This window comes from Sphingomonas yantingensis (assembly GCF_014199325.1).
In the GTDB taxonomy this organism is placed as follows: domain Bacteria; phylum Pseudomonadota; class Alphaproteobacteria; order Sphingomonadales; family Sphingomonadaceae; genus Sphingomonas; species Sphingomonas yantingensis.
This window is the reverse complement of record NZ_JACIJJ010000003.1, coordinates 515,721-536,836: the sequence shown is the minus strand read 5'-3', so window position 1 is coordinate 536,836 and position 21,116 is coordinate 515,721. Positions and strand designations below refer to the sequence as shown.

Genomic DNA, 21,116 nt, shown 5'->3' with positions numbered 1-21,116 from the left:
AGCGATACGATTGCTCATGATAATCGTGGCAAAACCGTATCTGACGTTTCGAAAATCGGGCTAATGGCGGGGAGTGGCCTCAGCGAATTCGACGCGGTTCTCGCCATCGCCCGGCACGGTTCGTTCCGTGCGGCGGCATTGGAACTGGGCCTTTCCGCCACGGCGCTCAGCAACCTGATCGCCAAGCTCGAGCGACGGGTCGGCGTCCGGTTGTTCAACCGCACGACGCGCAGCGTCTCGCTGACCGACGCCGGGCAGACCTTCGTCGACCAGATCAGGCCGGCGGTGAGGGCGCTGCACGATGCCATGAGCGTCGCGCGATCGCAGGTGGAAACGCCATCGGGGACGCTGCGCATCAACGCGTTCGCCTCCGGCGCGCGAGAAATCCTGCGCCCGCTGCTGATCCGGTTCCTGAAGTGCTATCCGCAGGTGCACATCGATCTGGTCACGGAGGGACGGATCGTCGACATCGTCGAGGCAGGATTCGATCTCGGTCCCAGGCGCGCCGACCTCGTGCCGAGCGACATGATCGCTATTCCGGTCGGACCGCCGCGGGGCTTCGCGGTCGTGGCATCACCTGGTTATCTGGAGGCGAACGGCACGCCGCACGTGCCCCCCGATCTGCTGCGACATGCCTGCCTGCGCATCCGCCTGCCGAACGGTGCACTGCATCGCTGGCAATTCCAGAAAGACGGTGAGCCGCTTCAGATCGACGTCGACGGTCCGATGACCCTCGACGAGGCGAGCCTCGCACTAATCGTAGTGCTCGACGGCGTTGGGATCGGCTATTTCATGGAGGCCGACGTGCGCGACGACATCAAGGCGGGACGGCTTGTTCGTGTGCTTGAGGAATGGACACCGCCCCTGGCCCGCCTGAGCCTCTATTACCCCAGTCGACGCAACCCGTCCGCCGCGTTCAAGGCCCTGATCGAGATGGCTCGGGAGGTCGGTTGAGCGAGTCCGTGCCGATCTTTATCGGCTATCAGCCGTCTCTAGCCGCGTCGAACGCTGACCGGTTGTTCTCGATTTCCGAAATGTGTGCGTTGGCCCAGTACCCGAGTTCGCGGATCGGGCCGGCCAGCGACCTGCCAAGCGCGGTGAGGTCGTACTCCACCTGAGGCGGCACGGTTGGATAAACGGTGCGGGTCACCATGCCATCGCGCTCAAGCGCACGTAGCGTGCGGGCGAGCATCTGCTGGCTGATGCCGCCGATGGTTCGCTTGATGTCGTTGAACCGCCGTGGCCGCTCCGTGAGCGTCATCACGATCATGACGGTCCATTTGTCGCCGATCAGGCCGAGAACGCCGCTGAACCGTTTGCATTCGGTATGAATCGGCTCGGGGGTGGTCAGCTCCATGTGACTATGTCCTCCGAAAATGCCTTCTTGGCGGGGTGCTAGGGGTCACATAGCTGGCCCAGGTCACATTTCCAGACTGGAGCTGACCTATGAACATCCTGCACATCGATGCCAGCGCAAGCGACAGCGCTACCTCGCATACACGCCGCCTCTCGAGCGAACTCGTTGCGCGGCTCGCAGCGGCTAATCCGGACGCAACGATCGTGTATCGGGATCTCGTCGCAAACCCGCTTCCTCATGTCGACATGACGATCCGGGATGCCTGGACGGGCGAGGACTTCAACGGCACCAAGTCGGCCGAGACGAAGAGCCGGTCCAAGGCGCTGGTGGAGGAGCTCAAGGCAGCGGACGTCGTCGTGATCGGATCGCCTATGTACAACTTCACGGTGCCCTCGACATTGAAGGCATGGGTGGACCATGTGGCGATCGCCGGGCAGACATTCAGCTACACGGCCGAGGGGCCGCACGGTTTGTTGGGCGGCAAGGTCTATCTCGTCCTCTCATCGGGCGGGATATACTCGCGAGGACCGTTCGCGGCGTACGATCATCTGTCGACCTACCTTACGGCGATCTTGAATTTTCTTGGTATTCAGGACGTCGAGGTAATCCAGGCGGAAGGCATCGCTTACGGACCCGAGCAGGATCAGGCTGCAATGGCGAGCGCCGCGAAACGGATTCAGGCGGTCGCCGCTTGATCGGGTCGATATCAAAGCCAGCCACGGAGAGCAGTCCGTGGCTGGTCACCTGATGGATCCTCCCGAACAGTTTCGAACAAGCGGCGGGCTTTAAAACAGAGCAATCGAAGCGGAATGACCGGGATTGGGTCGGATCGGCCGAAAGCCCGCCAAGCCGCCGCACCGGTCAGGTGGGATTGGCTCCCCAGCCGGTGAGAACGATCTTGCCCCGCGTGGTTCCGCTTTCGATGCGGCGATGGGCCTCGATCAGGTTCGCCGCGTTGATCGGCGACAGCGTCTCGGTGGCGGTCGTACGGATACGACCGGCATCGACGAGCTCGGCGACGGCATCGAGCAGCCGACCCTGTTCGCCAATATCGGGCGTATCGAACAGCGACCGGGTGAACATCAATTCCCAATGGACCGACACCGCCTTGCGCTTGAAGGCGACGATATCGAGGGTTTCCGGATCATCGATCAGCGCGAAACGGCCTTGCGGTGCGATCAGATCCGCGATGTCGGCGAGATGCCGATCGGTGTGCGTCGTGGAAAAGACGAAGGCGGGCGCGCCGAGATCCAGCGCAGCGATCTGTGGTGCTAGCGGGCGGCTGTGGTCGAGCACGTGATGAGCCCCTAGTTCTTGCGTCCAGGCCTGCGTTTCGAGCCGCGACGCGGTTGCGATGACGGTCAGGTCGGTCTTCGCGCGCGCGATCTGGATCGCGGCGGAGCCGACGCCGCCGGCGCCGCCGATGATGAGGATGGCCCGGGTGCCGCCCGCAGGCTGGTCCGCGACCCGCAGCCGATCGAACAGCGTCTCCCATGCCGTGATCGCGGTGAGCGGCAATGCGGCGGCGTCCGCCGCGCCGATGCTTCGCGGTCGATGGCCGACGATCCGCTCGTCGACGAGCTGATATTCGGCATTGCTGCCGTCGCGCGAAATGTCGCCGGCATAGAATATCGGGTCCCCAACCTCGAAACGAGTCACGTCCGGGCCGATCGCCTGCACGACGCCGGCCGCGTCCCAGCCGAGGATGCGTTCGGACCGGCCGTCGAACGGCCCCGCCGCCGCACGCACTTTGGCGTCGACCGGGTTCACCGAAACCGCCTCGACCGCAACGAGCAGGTCCCGGCCGCTCGGCACGGGCCGCGACAACTCCAGATCGGAAAGAGCGTCCGGCCGCTCGATCGAACCGGGCTCACGATAGGCGATGGCGCGCATGGGTCTTGCTCCTGATGATGACGCGCATGAGATAGTGACGCTGTCCGAAAATGTCGTCGGGGGATCGCGGAGGCGTCCGTCCTGGCGCTCGGCACCAAGGCATTGGCCGAGGAAGTCGGCCTCACCATCGCCTCGGCGCTGGTCGGCACGGCGGCAACCGATGCGTCTCTCGGCCTTGATCGGCACTGGCGCAACCTGCGCGTCCACGACGCGAATGACTGGCGCTTCGCAAAGGTCGGAGCGTGGCGCCTTGACGGTACGCCGCCGGGGAAACCGTTTCGACGGCTGCTTAGGTGAACGAATGGTGGGTTTCGGGAATCATCCTGTCGGCGCCGAATGACCGCAACTGGGTCGCGGTGGACGCAGACGACGCGCCTATATCGGCTTGGTCACAGCGCGCCGTCGTCCCCTTTCACGTCCGATCAGCGTGTCCAAGCCGATCCGCGAGGCGCACCAAGTCCGGCAGCGACTGCGCTTCCAGCTTCCGCATGACGCTCCCCCGACGGACTTTGACCGTGATCTCGCTGAACCCGAGCGCGAGGGCGGCTTCCTTGTTCGATTTGCCATCGACGATCAGCCTCAGGACGTCGCGCTCGCCGGCGTTCAATAGGCCATATCGTGCCCGCAAGTCGGCGTCGGCCGCTCGCTCGTGGCGAACGGCTGCGTCCTGACCGATCGCCCTGTTCACCGCATCGAGGAGCGCCTGATCGTCGAAGGGCTTGGTAAGGAAGTCGATCGCCCCCTGCCGCATCGCGCGGACGGCCATCGCCACGTCGCCATGTCCCGACACGAAGATCGCTGGCAGTCCGATCGACCCGAAGGCATCGCTTTCGAAAAAGGCGAGCCCGCCTTCGCCCGGCATCCGGACGTCGAGTAACATGCAACCCGGAAGGTCGTCATCGGCCTCGACGAACGCGGCGACCGATTGATAGCCGCGCGTCGCATAACCCATCGACGCCAGCAGATCCGCCAGCGCGGCGCGCATCGACGGGTCATCGTCGATGATGCGGATGACGGGGCGTTGATTTTCCATCGTCATGATTTCGTTTGAGGAAGGATGATCTGGATGCAGGTGCCCGACCCGTCGCGGCCGCTGGACGCAGCAATGTGCCCGCCATGCGATTCGACGATCGTCTGCGCAATGGTGAGGCCAAGCCCCGTGCCCCCGTCCTTGCGCGTCCACAGCGAGTCGAAGATATGCGGCATGTCGGCCGGCGCGATCCCGCCGCCGCTGTCGCTGATCCGTAGCATGACGCGATCGTCCGGCAGTGCGCGGGTCAGGACCTCGACCACGCGGCGATCCGGTGCGATCGCCGCCACGGCGTCAAGTGCGTTGGCAAGAATGTTGCCTGCCACCTGTTGCAGCTGGATGGAGTCGCCCATCACCGGCGGAAGCGGTTCGCTGAGGACGACGATGACCTTGACCCCGGCCTTCTCGATTTCGCGACGGGCCAGTGCGACGGTCTCCCGGGCGACGTCGTTCAGGTCGACCCGTTCACGTGCCGCCGGGCGACGCTGCGACAGGCGGCGGATCCGGGTTACGATTTCACCGGCCCGGCGCGCGTCCGCGGCAATCCGCTCGAGCGAAGCCCGTGCCTCCTCGACCTGCGGCGTGTCGGCGGCGAGCCAGCGCGTGGCGGCGGCGGCGGTCGCCGCGATGGCCCCAAGGGGTTGATTGACCTCGTGCGCGATCGACCCGGCCAGTTCGCCCAGATTCGAGACGCGCGACACGCGGATAAGCTGTGCGCGCGCCTCGCCGAATGCCGCTTCTGCGGCCAGCAGGCGAAGCGCCAGCGACGCGGTGATGAGGATGGCGACGCCGCTGATCGCCAGATTGACGGCGCCCGCCTCCCAAGAGCCTTCGCGCGTCAGCAGCGAGCTGACGAGCGTCAGGCCGACGCAGGCCAGCGCCAGCGCCATCACCGACCGCCGCCGAAGCGCCCGCGCCGACAGGAGGACCGGAATCACGTAGAAAACCGCTACTGCGATCTCGAGATCGGTCAGCGTATCGACGACGAAGATCGCCGCGATCAAAAGCGCAATCAACACCGGCGCCGCCACCTTTGCGACAGGATTTCGTAAGAGAGCGGCATTCAGCAGTCGCATCAGGCGTAAATCCCTCGTCCGATGAGCAGTTTCCTTCACTGACGATATCAAGAATATCGGCTTTTGCTCGATAGAGCGATAGCGTGAAACGCTGGCAATCCTATCAGCAAATCAGCGATATATACCAAGGTATATACCGCATATACTGACGGACATTGTCTCATTTCTGCGTTGCCTTTTTTAACCCGGCTTTATAACCACCCGCGAGTGGCGCGGCTCGATCCACGCGACCGACAGGAACCCCGATGCCGTCTCGATCTCAACCCATGCCCTGCGACGCGGACAGTAGCGACTTTGCTGCTGCCGTGAATGCGCGGGGTAGCCATGGATCGAGGGAACGCGGCTAGCAGACGCTCGCCGGCCCTCCCTCGGTTCATGCCAAGCCGATGAAGGAGGGTCGCGATGCCGACCTTGAATGACCGGGTGGTTGCCCGTGCCGATGCCGTGATCGCCAGCTGCCGCCGCTGCCCCGTGCAGCGCGGCCGGATCTTGCGCGCGTTTGCGATGCTCGAAGGCGTCGATGCGCTTCGCGCCGATAGGCGCGCGGCGCGATGATCGTGTGGAATGCCTGGTCGCCCGGCGCCGGCGCCCGCCGCGACGGCACGCTGGCGAGCGACATCGCCGTGTTCGTGCTGCTCGCCGCCGTCGCGGTGCTGATCGCGAGGGGGGCGGAGGGGATGGCGGAGCCGCTGGCTCGGCTACGGCAGGTGCCGGTGACGCTCGATCCGGCCAACCTGCCGGGTTATGCGCTGCGCACGACGCTGCGCATGTTCGCGGCGCTGGCCGCCAGCCTCGTTTTCACCTTCGCCGCCGCCGCGCTGGCGGCAAAGAGTCGCCGGGCGGAGATGCTCATCATCCCGACGCTCGACATTCTTCAGTCGGTGCCGATCCTCGGTTTCCTGACCTTCACGGTCACCTTCTTCATGGGCCTGTTCCCCGGGCGGCAGATGGGCGTGGAACTGGCGGCGATCTTCGCGATCTTCACCAGCCAGGCATGGAACATGGCGTTCAGCTTCTATCAGTCGCTGCGCACGGTGCCCGAGGATCTGCGCGAGGTTTCGGCGAGCTTCGGCCTGTCGCCGTGGCGACGCTTCGTCCGCCTCGAATTGCCGTTCGCGACGCCAGCGCTGGTCTGGAACACGATGATGTCGATGTCGGGCGGCTGGTTCTTCGTCGTCGCGTCAGAAGCGATCAGCGTCGGCGAAACGCGCGTCCTGCTGCCCGGCATCGGTTCTTACCTCGCGCTCGCCATCGATGTGGGCGATTTCGCCAGCGTCGGCTGGGCGGTCGCGGCGATGGCGGGCGTCATCCTGGCCTATGATCAACTCGTGTTCCGGCCCGTCGTCGCCTGGGCCGACCGCTTCCGCTTCGAACAGACGGCGGCACAGACGCGGCCGCGGTCGTGGGTGTACGACCTCTTCAGGCGGACGCGGCTGTTTGCCCTGCTGCTAGCACCGCTGCGGAAACTCGGCGCGCGACCTCCACGGCGGTCGAGGAAACACGGGCAGGCGCACCGTTCCGCACCGGCACGGCGCCGCGGCTCTCTGCGCGTCTGGCGGGTCGTGATTCTCGTCGCCGTCATCGCCGGCGGCTGGAGCGTTGCGAGCTATCTCTCGGCGCGGCTCGGCTGGTCGGACGTGCGCAACGTGCTCGGCTTCGGCGTCCTGACGATGGCCCGCGTCGTCGCGCTGATCGCCGCGGCCAGCCTGATCTGGGTCCCCGTCGGCGTGTGGATCGGCCTTCGCCCACGCTGGGCCGAGCGGCTTCAGCCCGCCGCGCAGTTCCTTGCGGCGTTCCCGGCCAACGTGCTGTTCCCGTTCGTTGTGATCGCGATCCTGCGCTGGCGGCTCGATCCCGACATCTGGTTGTCGCCGCTGATGGTGCTCGGCACCCAGTGGTACATCCTGTTCAACGTGATCGCCGGGGCCAGCGCGATCCCCAACGACCTGCGCGAGGTCGCGCGCCTGAACGGGCTCACGGGCCTTCGCTGGTGGCGGCGGCTGGGGCTGCCGGCGATCTTTCCCTATTACGTAACGGGTGCGCTCACCGCCTCGGGCGGATCCTGGAACGCGAGCATCGTCGCGGAGGCGGTGTCGTGGGGCCGGGACCGGGTCGAGGCCGCGGGCCTCGGCGCCTATATCGCGCGCGCCACCGCCGCCGGCGACATGGCACGCGTCACGCTCGGCATCGCGGTGATGTCGATCTTCGTCATCGCCTTCAATCGCCTGCTGTGGCGCCCGCTCTATGGCTATGCCGAGCGGCGGCTGCGGCTCGCCTGACGTTCGGGAGTAACGCCATGACCGCATCTGCAACCTCCGCCGAGATCGTCCGTGTCGCTGGGGTCGAACATCGCTACGGCGCGCCGGGGAAGGATGGCCGCTTGGTCCTTGAAGGCGTCGATCTGACGCTGCGCGAGGGCGAAGTCGTCGGCCTGCTCGGTAGGTCGGGTTCGGGCAAGTCGACGCTGCTGCGCGCGATCGCCGGGCTGATCCGCCCCGATGCGGGCAGCATCGACTTCGTACCCGCCGCGGACGGTACCGCACCCAGCGTGGCGATGGTGTTCCAGACCTTTGCGCTTTTCCCCTGGCTGACCGTGCTACAGAATGTCGAACTGGGGCTGGAGGCACAGGCAGTGCCCCCCGCCGAACGCCGCACGCGTGCGCTGGCGGCGATCGACCTGATCGGCCTCGATGGGTTCGAAAGCGCCTATCCCAAGGAGCTGTCGGGCGGGATGCGCCAGCGCGTCGGCCTCGCCCGCGCGCTGGTCGTCGATCCGGCGCTGCTGCTGATGGACGAGCCCTTCTCTGCGCTCGACGTGCTGACGGCGGAGACGCTGCGCACCGACCTTCTCGACCTGTGGTTCGAGGGGCGGATGCCGATCCGCTCGATGCTTCTCGTCACGCACAATATCGAGGAGGCGGTGCTGATGTGCGACCGCATCCTGGTGTTCGCCTCGAACCCCGGCCGGATCGCCGCCGAGATTCCGGTGCCCCTGTCGCACCCGCGCGATCGGCTGGACCCGGCGTTCCGCCGCCTGGTCGATGCCATCTATGCGCGGATGACCGACCGCGCGCCCGATGCGGCGGCGCACCCCAAGGGTGCGGCGATGCCGCTGCCGCGGGTCTCGACCAACAGCCTCGCCGGCCTGATAGAGGCGGCGGCGGCAGCGCCGTTCGATGGCCGCGCGCCGCTGGCGGTGCTGGCCGATCAGCGGCTGCTCGAGATTGACGACCTGTTCCCCGTCGCCGAGACGCTGACGATGCTGCGCTTGGCGGAACTGCGCGGCGGCGAGCTCATCCTGACCGAGGATGCCCATGCCTATGCCGCTGCCGACGTGGATGCGCGAAAGGCGATGTTCGGACGGGCGCTGATCGCGCACGTTCCGCTCGCCGCGCATATCCGCCATATCCTCGACGAGCGTGGTGGTCAGCCGGCGCGCGCCGACCGTTTCCGCGACGAGCTGGAGGATCACATGTCGCCCGCCTTCGCCGCTGAGACGCTTCGCACGGTCACCCAATGGGGCCGCTACGCCGAGATCTTCGCCTATCACGAGGATCGCGACGTCTTCAGCCTCGAGGATGCGGTGTGAAACGGCTCGCCTGGCTGGCGCTCGCGGTATCGAGCGCAGCCTATGCCCAGGACGAGCGGCCGACCGGCTATCCGCGATCGGCGAACGAGCGTGCGAAGGGTGCGGTCACGCTGTCGGGCGTCTATACCGGCGAGGTTCGCAGCGTCCTATCCGGCGGGCTGCGACGTGATACGCGCTATCTCGACAATCTTGATCTGCAGGTCGCGGTGGATGGCGAGCGGGCGATCGGTTGGCAGGGCGGGCGGCTGTTCGCCTATGTTATCCACAACAACGGCGTTGGTTTTTCGGACGCGTTCGTCGGCGACCTGCAGACCGTGTCGAACATCGAAACCGGCGTGAAGGCAGCCCGCCTGTTCGAGGCATGGGCCGAACAGGCAATCGGCTCGCGCGGGTCGGTAAAGGCGGGGCTGTACAACCTCAATTCCGAGTTCGACACGACGATCAGCGGCGGCCTGTTCATGCTGTCATCGCACGGGATCGGCGCCGACCTTGCGCAAAGCGGGCGGAACGGACCGTCGATCTTTCCGGTCACGTCGCTGGCGGTGCGCGGTGAATGGGCACCTTGGGACCGATTGTTGCTACGGGCCGCAGTGCTGGACGGCGTGCCCGGCGATCCCGCCCGGCCGGAGGCGACGGTGGTCCGCTTTGCCCGCGGCGACGGCGCCCTCGTGATCGCCGAGGCGAACTATCTGACCCGCGGCACCAAGATAGGGCTTGGGAGCTGGCGCTACACCGCGCAGTTCGACCCGATCGACGGGGGGCGACCCGCCGCCGGCAATGGCGGCACCTATGCCTTCGCCGAGCACCAGTTGACGGGAAGCGGCGAACGCGGCGGGGCGGGGCTCACGGGCTGGCTTCGCGTCGGCGCGGCGGACCAGCGATACAATCCGATTGCTGGCTATCTGGGAGCCGGCCTGGTCCAGACAAGCATCGGCACCGCGCGATCCGACGATCAGGCGGGCGTGTCTGTGGCGATCGCCCGGTTCGGCGCTCCCTATCGTCGCGAGGCGCGGGCGGGCCGGCACGAGGTTGTCATTGAGGCTTCCTACCGCCTTGCGATCGCAAAATGGCTGAGCATCCAGCCGGATTTGCAGGTCGTGTTCCAGCCTGGCGGACGCCCCGACATCGCGCCGGCGGTCGTGCCGGCCGTCCGCTTCAAGCTGGGGCTATAGAAGCCAAAGCCTTCGAGACAGGTTCATAAAGAATCGAGGCCATTGATATGAACAAACGGCTGTTTTCGGGAACGCGCTCGGATGGTCGCGGCGTCCACTTTTGGGTCAGCTTAGCATTCATGAGCTCTCGACGTCCCCGCATCTGGCAAAATGTGGTCCCTCGCGACGATTCGGCTTCCCGCAAGATGTGGATCGGAGCGCGGGGAGCGCGCATCTCGGCCGCGTCGACTCTGGAAGCCTGGTCGGTCGCGACCTGCTCGCCCGGTACGGCCTTGCACGCGCCGCAAGTGCGGAGCAGGATTCACGCGACCTTGACGGGAGGCGCTCATGGAAGATCGGCGAAACGTTTTGCGGCTCGGGCTTGCGCTCCCGTTCCTCGGCCTTCCCACAGCGCTTCTCGCAGAGGCGGGAGCGAAATACTTCGAAGCTCCGCAGACGGAGTGGCTGCCCGGGTCTAGCAGGATGAGGCTGCTGAGAGACTTCCGATATCGTGACCCGCAGGGCCTGATGTGGACGGCAAAGAAGGGGGCACTTGTCGATGGTGCCTCCATCCCGCGACTTGCTTGGACTATCGCCGGTTCGCCCTACGATCCTCCTTACCGGGAAGCCTCCGTCATACACGACTATTATTGCGACACCATGCTCAGGTCGTGGGAGGCGACCCACCGGGTTTTCTTGGACGCGATGCTGACATCCGGCACCGAGAAGGTCGAGGCTGGCTCCAAGTGGTGGGCGGTGCATCGCGCGGGTCCCCGCTGGGACGACACCTATCGCTGGAGCGGCCTCTGGCCCTTCCGGGTCCGGAGGCCAGACCGCCCCCCCGCTAACCCGGAACCTTCGCCTCCACCTCCGACCGTCGAGCAGGCGGCCGCGTGGCAGAAGGCGCAGCGCGAGGTGGACGCGCTCGCCGAACAGCAGTTCAGGGATGTGCGGGCCGGGCTGGCGAGCGGCACTCTGTCGGTCGACGACCTGCCGGCACTCGCGGACGAGCAGATCGCCAGGCAGCCCACAGGTTGAGGCCGGCGACATTCTTGTCGCCCCTGCCTATCGACCTACGGTAGGGGGCCAGCGCGCCCTTCGAGCAGCACCGGGGCCGCGCCCGAGGCCTACCACCTGAACGGATGTCGGAAGTTGGAGGGGGCTCTTGCCGAATCGAACGGCCGCAATTGGGTCTTCCACGATCAAGTGTTCATCGTGCTCGATCCCATCATCTCCGCTCCATGCGAAGACGCCCATGCGCAAAGCGCCTCGAAGGGCTCGCGAAGCGAGTGGCCGATCGGCGTGATCGCATAGACCACGCCGATCGGCGTCGTCGGGATAACGGTGCGCGTGACGAGCCCGTCGCGTTCGAGCCGTTTCAGCGCGTCGGCCAGCGATTTGTGGGTGATCGTGCCGAGGCGTCGCTTGATCTCGTTGAATCGTGCCGGCTGGGGACACAAAACGGTCAGGATCATGATCGTCCATTTGTCCGCAATCTTCTCGAGGACCGGACGGATGCGGGGAACGTCCAGCACCGCCGCGTCCGACAGCGCCTGAAGATCGATATCGTTCGCCATATCTACGCTACTCCAGGTGCGTTCTTGATAGCAGATATCCGTCATATATCTGGACCCCCTTCTCAAATGGAAGGGTGAGCTGATGATTGGAATGACTGGCAAGATCGCGCTCGTGGTTGGCGGCGCGAAGGGGATCGGCTTTGCTACGGCGCGACAGCTCGCCGATGCAGGGGCTACGGTCGTCCTGACAGGGCGACGGGCGGAAGAAGTCAGGGCGGCAGCCGAGAGTATCGGCGCGCGAGCGTACGGGATGGTCGCCGATGCTGCCGACCAGGCCGACCTCGAACGGGTGATCACACAGGTGGCGCGGCGACACGGGCGTATCGATGCCCTCGTCCTGAATGCCGGGCTCTCCGAGCCGGCGACGATCGCAGAGGCGACGGGCGAGCATTTCGATCGGCATTTCGCCGTCAACGTACGCGGCGCCTTGTTCGCGATGAGAGCAGCGCTTCCAGTCCTGAGCGACGGCGGGTCGGTGGTGCTGGTGGGTTCGATCGCCGATGTCATGGGCGTGACGCCATTCAGCACCTATGCTGCGACCAAGGCAGCGCTGCGCTCCTATGCCCGTAGCTGGGCAGCCGAGCTGGCGCCGCGCGGCATCCGCGTCAACGTCGTAGCACCGGGGCCGACCGATACCGACATGATGGCAGCAGTGTCGGAGGAAGTGCGGCAGCAGCTGACCGCCCCCATTCCACTCGCGCGAATGGCGCGCGCCGACGAGGTCGCGTCCGCGGCGGTGTTCCTCCTGAGCGACGGCGCCAGCTTCATTACCGGCGCCGAGCTCTGCGTCGATGGCGGCATGCGGCAGGTCTAGAACTAGTATCGGGGCTCGGCTGAAGCGCCGGCCCCCTTCACAGCCCTGAAGCGGATCAAAGGAACCGGTCGCGATGCTCCGCCGCCCAGGTTGCGAACGGCTTGGGCGCGCGACCGGTGATCCGGCGCACCTCATGCGTCACGGCGATGTCGTGTCCCTTCGCGACGACATCGGCATATTGCGCGACGAGGCCGCGCCTGAGCCATCGGTCGACGCCGGCAAGCTTCATCGAGGCGCGATAGAGCGGCGTCGGCAGGTCGAGGTAGCGGACCGGCTTGCCGCGCGCGGCGGTGAGTGCGGTGGCGATCTGCTTCATCGTCAGCGCCTCCGGGCCCGTCAGGTGATAGGTCGCCGCATCGTGCCCGTCCTCCAGCAGCACGCACGCCGCCACCGCCGCCACGTCGGCGGCATCGATGAAGGCCGCGTTGCCGCGCCCCGCTGCGATCGGCAGCGTGCCCTTGCGGATCGGCCGGTTGAGTTTCTCGAGATTCTGATAGAAGGCGGAGGCGCGCAGGATCGTCCAGCGAAGCCCCGATCGATGCAGCGCGAGCTCGCCGATCGCATGCGCCTTTGCCCAGGGAACCGGCGAGGCGATGTTGGCATCGCCGGCGGAGATCTTGACGACCCGCGACAGCCCCGCCCGGGTGGCCGCGGCGAGCGCATTTGCCTCCAGCTCGGTCTGGTTCTGGAGGGGCGGGGGCAGCAGGAACAGCGTGTCGCAGCCCGCCATCGCGGCGGCGAGCGGATCGGGATCGGCAAGGTCGCCGGTCACCGGCTCATGCCCCAGCGCGCGCAGGCGGTCCCCGTCCGCTGCCTTGCGCACCAGCGCCCGCGCCTTGACCCCGCGTTCCCCCAGGATGCGGGCGAGATGGCCACCGATGCTGCCGGTGGCGCCGGTAAGAAAGATCATGCGGCTTCTCCTTGCTGATCGGCGTCGGCCGATGCTTGTTCGAGGATGGCGTTCATTTCGCTGAGCACGCGCAGGGCGTCGGCGATCCGCGCATCGCCGATCTCGTCGGCAATGCGTGCGGACAGGGGGTGATGGCGTCGTTCGACCTGCGCCAGCGTCGCTTCCCCCGCCGGGGTCAGCATCGCAAGTGTCGAGCGTCGATGGCGCGGGTTCGGCGCCCGCGCGACCAGGCCGCGCTCGATCAGCAGGTCGATATTGCGCTGCACCGACTGGCGGGTGAGGCCCATGCGCCGGGCGATTTCGGGCACCGACAGCGGCGTTCCGGCAAAGCCGAGCGCGCCGAGCACCTGCCAAAGCGCACTGGTGATCCCGAGCGGATGGGTCAGCCGGTTGCCCGTTTCGATCAGGTTTCCGTTCGCGGCGAACACCGCGACGATCAGATCGCGCACCCGTGTTACGCGGTCGAGGTCGGCTTCGGGCAATTCAACAATCATGCGGGAACAATGACAGGAGACTGTCAATTGTTCCCGCATCCGCAAACGGCGGATCAAATTTCGAAGGACCGTCGCATGACCGCCTATGTCCGATACGACGCATCGATCGAGCAGCCACTGGCGGACGAGCCCGCGTTGATGCGCGAGCTCGAGACGATGATGGTCGATCTCGCGCGACTGGTTCGGAAAAAGCACGGCCACGCCTTTCACGGGACCCATGCCAAGCTGACGGGCCTTGCGACCGGCACGTTCGAGGTATTGCCCGACCTTGCCCCCGAATTGGCGCAGGGACTGTTCGCGCGGCCCCGGCGATACGACGCCGTCGTGCGGCTCGCGCCCGGTGCGCCCGAGCCGCTGACCGACCAGGCATCGGGCCAGCGCGGCCTGTCGGTCAAGGTGATGGGGGTCGAGGGCATGCGCCTTCCCGGCTTCGAGGAGACCGCATCGCAGGATTGGGTGCTTGGCCTCGACCCCGCCTTCACCGCTGCGACCGCGCGCGATTTCCTGCGCACGTTCCGCCGGACCGGCGCTCGATCACCGCATCTGCCCGAGCCTGCGATCCTCACCCTGTCGCGCGCGGCGCGCGGGGTGGAGGCGGCGCTGGAGGCCGTCGGTACCGCGGCGCCTGACCTCAAATTCTTCGGCCGTCCGCCCGCGCATCCCTTTGCCGAGCGCTTCTATACCCAGGCCGCGGTCCGGTACGGCGATCACGTCGCCAAGCTGGCGGCGATCCCCGCCGACGACACGCTGGCGGCATTGGCGGGGGTGGCGCCACCGGGATCCGACCGCGACGCCTTCCGGCACGCCGCCGTTGCCTTCTTGGCCGACTGCCCCGTCGTCTACGATATCAAGGTGCAGCTTTGCACCGACCTTGCCGCGATGCCGGTCGAGGACGCATCGGTCGCATGGGACGAGGGTGAGAGCCCCTATCGCACGGTCGCGCGCCTGACCCTGCCGCCGCAGGCGGCCTGGACGCCGGCGCGCGCCGCTTATGACGATCGGCTCGCGTTCAATCCGGGCCATTCGCTCCTTACGCACCGGCCGCTCGGCTCGATCATCCGGGCGCGGATGCAAGCCTATCGGGCGACGCAGCGGTTCCGCCTGGCTGCCAACCGATTGACCGCGGCAGAGCCACGATCTTCGCTCGACGTTCCAGAGTGACCCCTATTGTCATCGACCCGGTATGCATCACCCGCAGGTCCGGCCTGCCCGAAGTCCCGGGATGCCAAATTCCATTAGCTCGACGTCGCGCTGAACCACGATTGGAAAAACGATGATCCTGAAGACGTATACCCGCATGTTCTCGAACGATTGCGATGCGACCCTGGCGACGCTCGAGCGGCTCCATGGACGACCGGCGCATCTGCGCTTTCAGTTCGGCGAGTGGGAGCTGGGTGCGATCGGTGACATCCTCGTCGTTGCCGGGACGGACGAGGCACTCGCTCCGATCCGCGACAGCCACGGTCCGCTGATCGTCCGCGATCTCGGCGCTGTAGAGGCGCTGCTTCTCGCGGAAGGGGCCGTTATCACCACCCCGCCTACCGATGTTCCCACCGGCCGGATGCTCTATGCATGCCATGCCGATGGCCTTCACATCGAGTATGTCCAATGGACGGATGAGGTGATCGAGAAACTCATCCGTACGCCGCAACGCGAAGGGCGGTTGTCCTCCGAGCTGTGATGTTTTTCTCAAGCTTGTCGTTAGCCTTACCGGCGATGGCCGATCCCCATAACGTGATCATGGCGACTGATCGGCTTACATAAATAGACGACCGAAGTTGGGCTGCGACCAGGGCGGCTTAAACGTCCACTCTTGGGTCTGCTCAGACCTCGGTTCGCTCCGCTAGCTCGAGGGCAACGCACACGACTTGCGGTTCGCAAAGCTCTTCTAGCGACGTCTCGACGGTACGCCGCCGAAGAAGCCGTATCGTCGGCTGGCATGGTCGAACGAATGGCTGGTTTCTAGGATCGTCCCGTCACCGCTTTATGGCCGACGCAGCGTCGTTGGCGCCGACGGATCGGAACGTTTCCAGCACGCCCTCCGATCGGCAGCCAACCTATTGGCCGGTAGCGGTCGTTCGGACTGGGACCGCGGGCCTGACGCCGACAGAGCTGGCGTCGTGGTAACCGGTCAGACGAGGACAGGTTGGACGCCGCGATCCGCGTTTCCGAAGACGCGCAGATAGCGCTCGATCTCCTTGGGCTCGCCGGTGGCCTTAGCGGGATTGTCGGAGAGCTTGACTGCCGGTCGACCATCGGCGCTCACGACCTTGCAAACCAGCGATATCGGCGCGAGGCTCGCACCGCCGTCGGGATCGCAGTCGCGAAAGTCGTTGGTCAGGTTGGTGCCCCAGCCGAAGCTGGTGCGCACGCGGCCGCGGAAATGCGCGTAGGTCGCCTCGATCGATTCGACATCCATTCCGTCGGAGAAGATCAGCAGCTTCTCGCGCGGATCGCGGCCGCGGGCGCACCACCAGTCGAGGATTTGCTCGCCGCCTGCGATCGGCGGCGCGCTGTCGGGGCGGAAACCCGTCCAGTCCGCCACCCATTCGGGCGCACCGCGCAGGAACGCAGTCGTTCCGAACGCATCGGGGAGGGCGATCAGAAGATTGCCGTCATAGGTGCGCCGCCACTCGTCGAGGACGCGATAGGGGGACGCGGCCAGCGCGGCATCGCCTTCCGCTAGCGCGGCGAGCACCATCGGCAGTTCGTGCGCATTGGTGCCGATCGCCTCGAGATCGCTGTCCATCGCGAGCAGCACGTTCGACGTGCCGATGAAGCGGTCGCCAAGCCCCTCCTTGACCGCCTCGACGCACCAGCGCTGCCACAGGAAACCGTGTCGCCGGCGCGTGCCGAAATCCGACAGCACGAGGTCGGGCAGCCGGCGCAGCCGCTCGACCTTGTCCCACAACCGCGTCTTGGCGCGAGCGTAGAGGATATCGAGCGCGAAGCGGTCCTTGCCCGCCATGCCTGCGCGGGCGCGCAGCTCGTTGATGATCGACAGCGCCGGGATCTCCCACATCGTGGTGTGCGTCCACGGCCCGGCGAAGTGCAGCTCGAACTGGCCGTCGACGACGCGCAGGTCGTATTCCGGCAGCTGGAAATCCTTGAGCCAGGCGAGGAAGTCGGGGTCGAACATCCGCGCCTTTCCATAGAAGCTGTTGCCGGCGAGCCAGATCAGCTCCTTCTTGCCCAGCCGCAGCGTGCGCGCGTGATCGAGCTGCGCGCGCAGCTCGCCCTCGTCGATCACGTCGGCGAGACGGACCGAGCGGGTGCGATTGATGAGCGCGAAGGTCGCGTGCGTGCCCCGGTGGAGCCGCCAGATCAGCTGGAGCATCAGCAGCTTGTAGAAATCGGTATCCAGCAGGCTGCGGACGATCGGGTCGAGCCGCCAGCCATGGTCGTAGGTCCGCGTTGCGATATCGGTATAGACCATCACTGGCTCCGGGCCGGCCGGCGGGCGCCGCCGAGGGTGAAGAGTTCGGCGGGGCGATGCGATGCCTCGTCCTCGCGCAGGCCCGTCGCCACCAGCCAGCCTCGATCGAGCATGCGGCGGCGGAAAGCGGGCTTGTTGAGCGGCGTGCCCAGCACCGCCTCGTGCACGTCCTGAAGCGCACGCAACGTGAAGCGCGGGGGCAGGAAGGCAAAGGCGAGGTCCGAATAGTCGATCTTGCCGCGCAGCCGATCGCGCGCGAGCGTCAGGATCGCCTGGTGGTCGAAGGCAAGGGGCAGGGGAGCCCGATCCTCGCCGATCGCTGCCGCCGGATCGCCCTCAAGCGCGGCAACGGCGACCTGGCCGGCGCGTACGGCCGCCTCGACCTGTTCCTCGCGCAGCAATGCAAGATAGGCGATGGTGATGATCCGCATCCGCGGATTGCGATCGACCGCCCCGAAGCTGTAGAGCTGCTCGAGATGGGCACCGTCTAGACCCACCTTGTCGCGAAGCACGCGCGCCGCGGCAGCGTCGAGGCTCTCGTCGATCGCCACGAAGCCGCCGGGCAGGGCCCAGCGGCCGGCCTGTGGCGGCTGCTCGCGCCGCATCAGAAGCGCCGACAGCCGCCCGCGACGGATGCCGAGCAGCACGAGATCGACCGTGACCGATGGCCGAGCATATGCCGCCGGGTCATAGTCGCCAAGAAGCGCATCATCACTTATATCCGCCATGTGCTTTACTTATATGCGTAACGCGAATATGTCAAGCTGAGCTCGTGGGAGATGCGACGATGCAGCGCTTTGTGATCGTGGTGGATACGCAGGCCGATTTCCTGAAAGTGGACGGGGCGCTGGCCGTCGCCGGGGCCGATGCGCTGGTCGCGCCTATGCAGCACTGGCTCGCCTCGCTTCGGCCGTCGGACATTGCCGGGGTGCTGTTCACCTTCGACACCCATTCGGCAGACGCCTATCCCGCCTCGGCCGAGGCCGAGCAGTTTCCGCTTCACTGCGTGCGTGGCACGCCGGGCTGGGCTAACATGCTCGATTTCGCCGCGGTCGATCCGGGGATCGCGGTCTACCGCCTCGAAAAGGGCGTGTTTGACATGTGGGCGGAGGCCGACGTCGTGATCGAAGCGGTCGCCACGGGTGTGACCGTAGCGCGCGACGCTTTCTTCGCGGCGCTGCATGCGCGCGGCGTGCAAGAGGTCGCGGTGATCGGCGTCGCGGCCGATTACTGCGTGCGCTGGGCGATCGAGGGCCTCGTGGCGCGCGGCTTCGCGGTGGAGGTGCCGGCGGGGCTGACCCGCGGAATCGCGCGGCTGATCGAGCAGGTCGTCGCCGAGGATTTCGTGACCGCGCCGGTGCGACTGGGAGCGCCGGCATGATCGTCCTGTGGCGCGTCTCGAACCATTGCAATCTGGCCTGCCCGTTCTGCGCCTACGACAAGCGGCTTGAACTACCGCGCGAGGAAGTCGCCCCGGACCGCGTCGCGGGGTTCATCGACCTGCTCGGCGCGTGGCGGACGGCGACCGGGCGGCCCGTGCTGCTCAGCTGGCTTGGCGGCGAGCCCCTGCTGTGGGGGTCGCGCGCCGAGATGGACGCGCGTGCCGCCGCGCGCGGTCTCGACCTCAGCCTGACCACCAACGGTACCCGCCTGGGTTCGCCGACGGTGCGCGCCGAACTGGTCCGGCGCTATCGCGAGGTGACGATCAGCGTCGACGGCACCGCCGACTTCCACGATGCCATGCGTGGCTGGCCCGGCGCGTTTGCCAAGCTCGCCCGGACGGTGCCCGCGCTGGTGGCCGAACGCGAAGCGGCAGGCGCGCCGCTTCGGGTCCGGGTCAACATCGTGCTGATGCGCGACAACGTCGCCGGGTTCGCATCCTTGTGCCGCACGCTTGCGGCATGGGGCGTCGACGAGATCAGCTTCAATCAGCTGGGCGGGCGCGACCGGCCCGAATTCTATCCCGACCATCGCCTGCGGCCCGGCGACGTCGCGCGGCTCGTGGAAGAAGTGCCGCGGCTACAAGCCGAGCTTGCCCGGATGGGGACGCGGTTGGTCGGCGGCGCTGCCTATCTCCGGCGGTTCGCGGACAGCGTGGCGGGAAGAGCGCTTCCCATCACCGATTGCCGGGTGGCCGAAACCTTCCTGTTCGTCGATGAGGCCGGGCGGATCGCGCCGTGCAGCTTCGCGCTCGAACATTTCGGGGTCCGGGTGGACGATCTGCGAAGCCCGGAAGATCTCGATGCCCTGCCGCAGCGCCTGATGTCGCATCAGCGCACCCGTGCGCCCCGCGACTGCGCCGATTGCCCGAGCACCCAGCAATTCGCCAAGTTCGAACCCATGGCGCCGCTGGCGGCCTGAGGCCGCGTTCGACGGTCTTGCGGCGGTTCCCGCCCTCGGCGCCGTCACCTCGCGTCGATCCGCCGCACGCACGACGCGCCGCGCACCGCCGCGATCGGTGTGCGGGCGAACTTCTGAGGCCCGCGGCGGGCGCGGTTGCGGCTGGCCGTTGCGGCTAGCTTATCGTCACGCCCTTCCAGAACGCGATGCGGCCGCGAATCTCCTCGGCCGCTGCCTTGGGCTCGGGGTAGTACCACGCGGCGTCCGTGTTCTCCGCCCCGTCCACGTGCAGGCTGTAATAATAGGCCGTCCCCTTCCAGGGGCAGATCGTTGTCTTGCTGCTGGGCTGAAGGACAGTCGCGTCGACGCTGTCGGCTGGGAAATAATGGTTGCCTTCGACGATCACGGTATCGTCGCTGCGTGCAATCAATGCGCCGTTCCATCGGGCTTCGATCACGTCCGTTCTCCTGATGTAGCACCGGTCAGTCGGGTCGTGCCCTTCTGCCGCTGCCGGTTCACTCCGTCCCGTGTACGACGCCCGTTCCGGGCACGCCATGCGTGACCTGACGGACGAAGGTGGAAATATCGTCGAGTACCGGCGCGCGGCCTCGAAAGGGGCGGGCGAGGGCGAGGACGATCCCGACATGACCGAGCTTGGGATAGGCGCGGGTATCGGCCGCCGCGCCGCCGGCACGCAGCCGGGCGGCCAGCGCCTCGCTGTTGCGCGGAAGCACGACGGTATCGGCGGTCCCGTACAGGAGAAGCGCGGGAGGATCGCCCGCTCCCGCAAAGGTCACCGGCTGCGTATCGGCCGGGTCCGGTGCCTGGCCAAAGGCGGCACGGCTCGCCTCGACGTCGAACGGCGCGAAGTCATACGGGCCGGCGAGGCCGACCAGCCCCTTCACGGCGGATCTCGCGTCCTTTAGCCAGCGCGGATCGACGGCCAGCATCGCGGCGATATAGGCGCCGGCCGAATGGCCCATCAGCACGATCGACCTGCCGTCGCCGCAATAGGCGCCGGCATGCTCGGCCGCCCACCGCACGGCCGCGGCGCCATCCTCGACAAAGGCGGGGTAGCGGACCTCGGGCACCAGCCGGTAATCCGGCACGACGGTCACGAAGCCGCGCGCCGCGAGTGCGCGGCCGACGAACGCATAACCGCGGCGCGTCCCGCTGTTCCAGCTGCCGCCATAAAAGAACACTACCACCGGCCGCGGCGCCGTGCATTTGCCCTGGGGTGCATAGACGTCCAGCCGCTGGCGCGCGTCCGGGCCGTAGGCGAGATCGGTGGCGACGCGTTCCCCGCCGCGATCCTTCGGCACCAGCCGATCGAAGGTGGTGAGCGGCGAGCACGCCCCGATCAGCGACCCGAGCAGAATGAAAAGGGCCGGGCGCACATATCGTAGCATCATCGTGGGCGCGACGAATACCAACGTGCATGGCCGCCGG

23 protein-coding genes are annotated in these 21,116 nt (G+C 66.7%); 12 read left to right on the top strand and 11 right to left on the bottom strand.

What is annotated here, in order from left to right:
- The first annotated feature begins 63 nt into the window (after positions 1-63).
- Entirely contained in the window at positions 64-954 is an 891-nt protein-coding gene (locus FHR19_RS12480) for a LysR family transcriptional regulator (RefSeq protein WP_184028846.1), read from the top strand.
- A gap of 28 nt (positions 955-982) precedes the next feature.
- Here the strand turns inward: FHR19_RS12480 and FHR19_RS12475 are convergent, their stop codons facing one another.
- Positions 983-1,357 carry a winged helix-turn-helix transcriptional regulator gene (locus FHR19_RS12475; RefSeq protein ID WP_184028844.1) on the bottom strand — a complete coding sequence of 125 codons (375 nt, stop codon included), beginning with the start codon at positions 1,355-1,357 and terminating at the stop codon, positions 983-985.
- Positions 1,358-1,446: 89 nt separating this feature from the next.
- Between FHR19_RS12475 and FHR19_RS12470 the strand changes: the two genes are divergently transcribed.
- Positions 1,447-2,052, top strand: coding sequence for an FMN-dependent NADH-azoreductase (locus FHR19_RS12470; protein ID WP_184028842.1), 606 nt, complete (start codon positions 1,447-1,449; stop codon positions 2,050-2,052).
- A gap of 166 nt (positions 2,053-2,218) precedes the next feature.
- On the opposite strand, the gene FHR19_RS12465 is transcribed toward FHR19_RS12470, so the two are convergent.
- From FHR19_RS12465 to FHR19_RS12450, 3 genes are all read right to left on the bottom strand, one after another.
- Positions 2,219-3,250, bottom strand: coding sequence for a zinc-binding alcohol dehydrogenase family protein (locus FHR19_RS12465; protein ID WP_184028840.1), 1,032 nt, complete (start codon positions 3,248-3,250; stop codon positions 2,219-2,221).
- Positions 3,251-3,662: 412 nt separating this feature from the next.
- Positions 3,663-4,283: a response regulator transcription factor gene (locus tag FHR19_RS12455; protein WP_184028836.1), complete on the bottom strand. Its 621-nt coding sequence runs from the start codon at positions 4,281-4,283 to the stop codon at positions 3,663-3,665.
- Between the two features lie 2 nt (positions 4,284-4,285).
- Positions 4,286-5,356 carry a sensor histidine kinase gene (locus FHR19_RS12450; protein ID WP_184028835.1) on the bottom strand — a complete coding sequence of 357 codons (1,071 nt, stop codon included), beginning with the start codon at positions 5,354-5,356 and terminating at the stop codon, positions 4,286-4,288.
- Positions 5,357-5,758: 402 nt separating this feature from the next.
- Between FHR19_RS12450 and FHR19_RS12445 the strand changes: the two genes are divergently transcribed.
- The 5 genes from FHR19_RS12445 to FHR19_RS12425 all read left to right on the top strand — a co-directional run bounded on the left by FHR19_RS12445 (position 5,759) and on the right by FHR19_RS12425 (position 11,134).
- Positions 5,759-5,911 (top strand): hypothetical protein, encoded by a 153-nt coding sequence (locus tag FHR19_RS12445; protein WP_184028833.1) that lies wholly within the window; start codon positions 5,759-5,761, stop codon positions 5,909-5,911.
- Positions 5,908-7,635 carry an ABC transporter permease gene (locus tag FHR19_RS12440; RefSeq protein WP_184028831.1) on the top strand — a complete coding sequence of 576 codons (1,728 nt, stop codon included), beginning with the start codon at positions 5,908-5,910 and terminating at the stop codon, positions 7,633-7,635. Before FHR19_RS12445 ends, FHR19_RS12440 begins: the two co-directional genes overlap by 4 nt.
- Before the next feature lie 17 nt (positions 7,636-7,652).
- Positions 7,653-8,945: an ABC transporter ATP-binding protein gene (locus FHR19_RS12435; protein WP_184028829.1), complete on the top strand. Its 1,293-nt coding sequence runs from the start codon at positions 7,653-7,655 to the stop codon at positions 8,943-8,945.
- The gene (locus FHR19_RS12430; RefSeq protein WP_184028827.1) at positions 8,942-10,117 is read left to right on the top strand and encodes a carbohydrate porin; all 1,176 of its coding nucleotides are present in this window, start codon (positions 8,942-8,944) and stop codon (positions 10,115-10,117) included. Before FHR19_RS12435 ends, FHR19_RS12430 begins: the two co-directional genes overlap by 4 nt.
- A gap of 327 nt (positions 10,118-10,444) precedes the next feature.
- The gene (locus FHR19_RS12425) at positions 10,445-11,134 is read left to right on the top strand and encodes a DUF1353 domain-containing protein (RefSeq protein ID WP_184028825.1); all 690 of its coding nucleotides are present in this window, start codon (positions 10,445-10,447) and stop codon (positions 11,132-11,134) included.
- 164 nt (positions 11,135-11,298) lie between these two features.
- Here FHR19_RS12425 and FHR19_RS12420 read toward each other — a convergent pair whose 3' ends face one another.
- On the bottom strand, positions 11,299-11,673 hold the full coding sequence (locus FHR19_RS12420; protein WP_184028822.1) for a winged helix-turn-helix transcriptional regulator: 375 nt from the start codon (positions 11,671-11,673) through the stop codon (positions 11,299-11,301).
- An 82-nt stretch (positions 11,674-11,755) separates the two neighbouring features.
- On the opposite strand from FHR19_RS12420, the gene FHR19_RS12415 reads away from it, so the two are divergent.
- Positions 11,756-12,487, top strand: coding sequence for an SDR family NAD(P)-dependent oxidoreductase (locus FHR19_RS12415; RefSeq protein WP_184028820.1), 732 nt, complete (start codon positions 11,756-11,758; stop codon positions 12,485-12,487).
- A gap of 55 nt (positions 12,488-12,542) precedes the next feature.
- Here FHR19_RS12415 and FHR19_RS12410 read toward each other — a convergent pair whose 3' ends face one another.
- Both FHR19_RS12410 and FHR19_RS12405 read right to left on the bottom strand, forming a co-directional pair.
- On the bottom strand, positions 12,543-13,397 hold the full coding sequence (locus FHR19_RS12410) for an NAD(P)H-binding protein (protein WP_184028818.1): 855 nt from the start codon (positions 13,395-13,397) through the stop codon (positions 12,543-12,545).
- Positions 13,394-13,948, bottom strand: a complete 555-nt coding sequence (locus FHR19_RS12405) for a MarR family winged helix-turn-helix transcriptional regulator (RefSeq protein WP_221228502.1) — start codon at positions 13,946-13,948, stop codon at positions 13,394-13,396. Before FHR19_RS12405 ends, FHR19_RS12410 begins: the two co-directional genes overlap by 4 nt.
- A gap of 18 nt (positions 13,949-13,966) precedes the next feature.
- Here FHR19_RS12405 and FHR19_RS12400 point away from each other — a divergent pair, with 18 nt between their 5' ends.
- Entirely contained in the window at positions 13,967-15,052 is a 1,086-nt protein-coding gene (locus FHR19_RS12400; protein ID WP_184028816.1) for a catalase family protein, read from the top strand.
- A 112-nt stretch (positions 15,053-15,164) separates the two neighbouring features.
- A complete protein-coding gene (locus FHR19_RS12395; RefSeq protein ID WP_184028814.1) occupies positions 15,165-15,572 on the top strand; it encodes a VOC family protein in 408 nt (135 codons plus the stop codon).
- Between the two features lie 450 nt (positions 15,573-16,022).
- On the opposite strand, the gene pncB is transcribed toward FHR19_RS12395, so the two are convergent.
- Together pncB and FHR19_RS12385 are read right to left on the bottom strand one after the other, a co-directional pair.
- Complete coding sequence (pncB, locus tag FHR19_RS12390) at positions 16,023-17,327, bottom strand: nicotinate phosphoribosyltransferase (protein ID WP_184028811.1); 1,305 nt, start codon at positions 17,325-17,327, stop codon at positions 16,023-16,025.
- Positions 17,327-18,055 (bottom strand): NUDIX hydrolase, encoded by a 729-nt coding sequence (locus FHR19_RS12385; RefSeq protein WP_184028809.1) that lies wholly within the window; start codon positions 18,053-18,055, stop codon positions 17,327-17,329. Before FHR19_RS12385 ends, pncB begins: the two co-directional genes overlap by 1 nt.
- Before the next feature lie 59 nt (positions 18,056-18,114).
- Here FHR19_RS12385 and FHR19_RS12380 point away from each other — a divergent pair, with 59 nt between their 5' ends.
- Positions 18,115-18,708, top strand: coding sequence for a cysteine hydrolase family protein (locus FHR19_RS12380; RefSeq protein ID WP_184028807.1), 594 nt, complete (start codon positions 18,115-18,117; stop codon positions 18,706-18,708).
- A complete protein-coding gene (locus tag FHR19_RS12375) occupies positions 18,705-19,688 on the top strand; it encodes a radical SAM protein (protein ID WP_184028805.1) in 984 nt (327 codons plus the stop codon). Before FHR19_RS12380 ends, FHR19_RS12375 begins: the two co-directional genes overlap by 4 nt.
- Before the next feature lie 154 nt (positions 19,689-19,842).
- Here the strand turns inward: FHR19_RS12375 and FHR19_RS12370 are convergent, their stop codons facing one another.
- A complete protein-coding gene (locus tag FHR19_RS12370; RefSeq protein ID WP_184028803.1) occupies positions 19,843-20,124 on the bottom strand; it encodes a DUF427 domain-containing protein in 282 nt (93 codons plus the stop codon).
- Between the two features lie 58 nt (positions 20,125-20,182).
- Positions 20,183-21,064 (bottom strand): alpha/beta hydrolase, encoded by an 882-nt coding sequence (locus tag FHR19_RS12365; protein ID WP_343053256.1) that lies wholly within the window; start codon positions 21,062-21,064, stop codon positions 20,183-20,185.
- Positions 21,065-21,116 lie beyond the last annotated feature (52 nt).

Excerpts from the sequence above, each read along its gene's own strand:
- FHR19_RS12400 (WP_184028816.1), top strand. The coding sequence starts at position 13,967 with ATGACCGCCTATGTCCGATACGACGCATCGATCGAGCAGCCACTGGCG.
- FHR19_RS12475 (WP_184028844.1), bottom strand. The coding sequence starts at position 1,357 with ATGGAGCTGACCACCCCCGAGCCGATTCATACCGAATGCAAACGGTTC.
- FHR19_RS12440 (WP_184028831.1), top strand. The coding sequence starts at position 5,908 with ATGATCGTGTGGAATGCCTGGTCGCCCGGCGCCGGCGCCCGCCGCGAC.
- FHR19_RS12465 (WP_184028840.1), bottom strand. The coding sequence starts at position 3,250 with ATGCGCGCCATCGCCTATCGTGAGCCCGGTTCGATCGAGCGGCCGGAC.
- FHR19_RS12455 (WP_184028836.1), bottom strand. The coding sequence starts at position 4,283 with ATGGAAAATCAACGCCCCGTCATCCGCATCATCGACGATGACCCGTCG.
- FHR19_RS12480 (WP_184028846.1), top strand. The coding sequence starts at position 64 with ATGGCGGGGAGTGGCCTCAGCGAATTCGACGCGGTTCTCGCCATCGCC.
- FHR19_RS12470 (WP_184028842.1), top strand. The coding sequence starts at position 1,447 with ATGAACATCCTGCACATCGATGCCAGCGCAAGCGACAGCGCTACCTCG.
- FHR19_RS12415 (WP_184028820.1), top strand. The coding sequence starts at position 11,756 with ATGATTGGAATGACTGGCAAGATCGCGCTCGTGGTTGGCGGCGCGAAG.
- FHR19_RS12395 (WP_184028814.1), top strand. The coding sequence starts at position 15,165 with ATGATCCTGAAGACGTATACCCGCATGTTCTCGAACGATTGCGATGCG.
- pncB (WP_184028811.1), bottom strand. The coding sequence starts at position 17,327 with ATGGTCTATACCGATATCGCAACGCGGACCTACGACCATGGCTGGCGG.
- FHR19_RS12425 (WP_184028825.1), top strand. The coding sequence starts at position 10,445 with ATGGAAGATCGGCGAAACGTTTTGCGGCTCGGGCTTGCGCTCCCGTTC.
- FHR19_RS12410 (WP_184028818.1), bottom strand. The coding sequence starts at position 13,397 with ATGATCTTTCTTACCGGCGCCACCGGCAGCATCGGTGGCCATCTCGCC.
- FHR19_RS12385 (WP_184028809.1), bottom strand. The coding sequence starts at position 18,055 with ATGGCGGATATAAGTGATGATGCGCTTCTTGGCGACTATGACCCGGCG.
- FHR19_RS12435 (WP_184028829.1), top strand. The coding sequence starts at position 7,653 with ATGACCGCATCTGCAACCTCCGCCGAGATCGTCCGTGTCGCTGGGGTC.
- FHR19_RS12375 (WP_184028805.1), top strand. The coding sequence starts at position 18,705 with ATGATCGTCCTGTGGCGCGTCTCGAACCATTGCAATCTGGCCTGCCCG.
- FHR19_RS12445 (WP_184028833.1), top strand. The coding sequence starts at position 5,759 with ATGCCGACCTTGAATGACCGGGTGGTTGCCCGTGCCGATGCCGTGATC.
- FHR19_RS12420 (WP_184028822.1), bottom strand. The coding sequence starts at position 11,673 with ATGGCGAACGATATCGATCTTCAGGCGCTGTCGGACGCGGCGGTGCTG.
- FHR19_RS12450 (WP_184028835.1), bottom strand. The coding sequence starts at position 5,356 with ATGCGACTGCTGAATGCCGCTCTCTTACGAAATCCTGTCGCAAAGGTG.
- FHR19_RS12380 (WP_184028807.1), top strand. The coding sequence starts at position 18,115 with ATGCAGCGCTTTGTGATCGTGGTGGATACGCAGGCCGATTTCCTGAAA.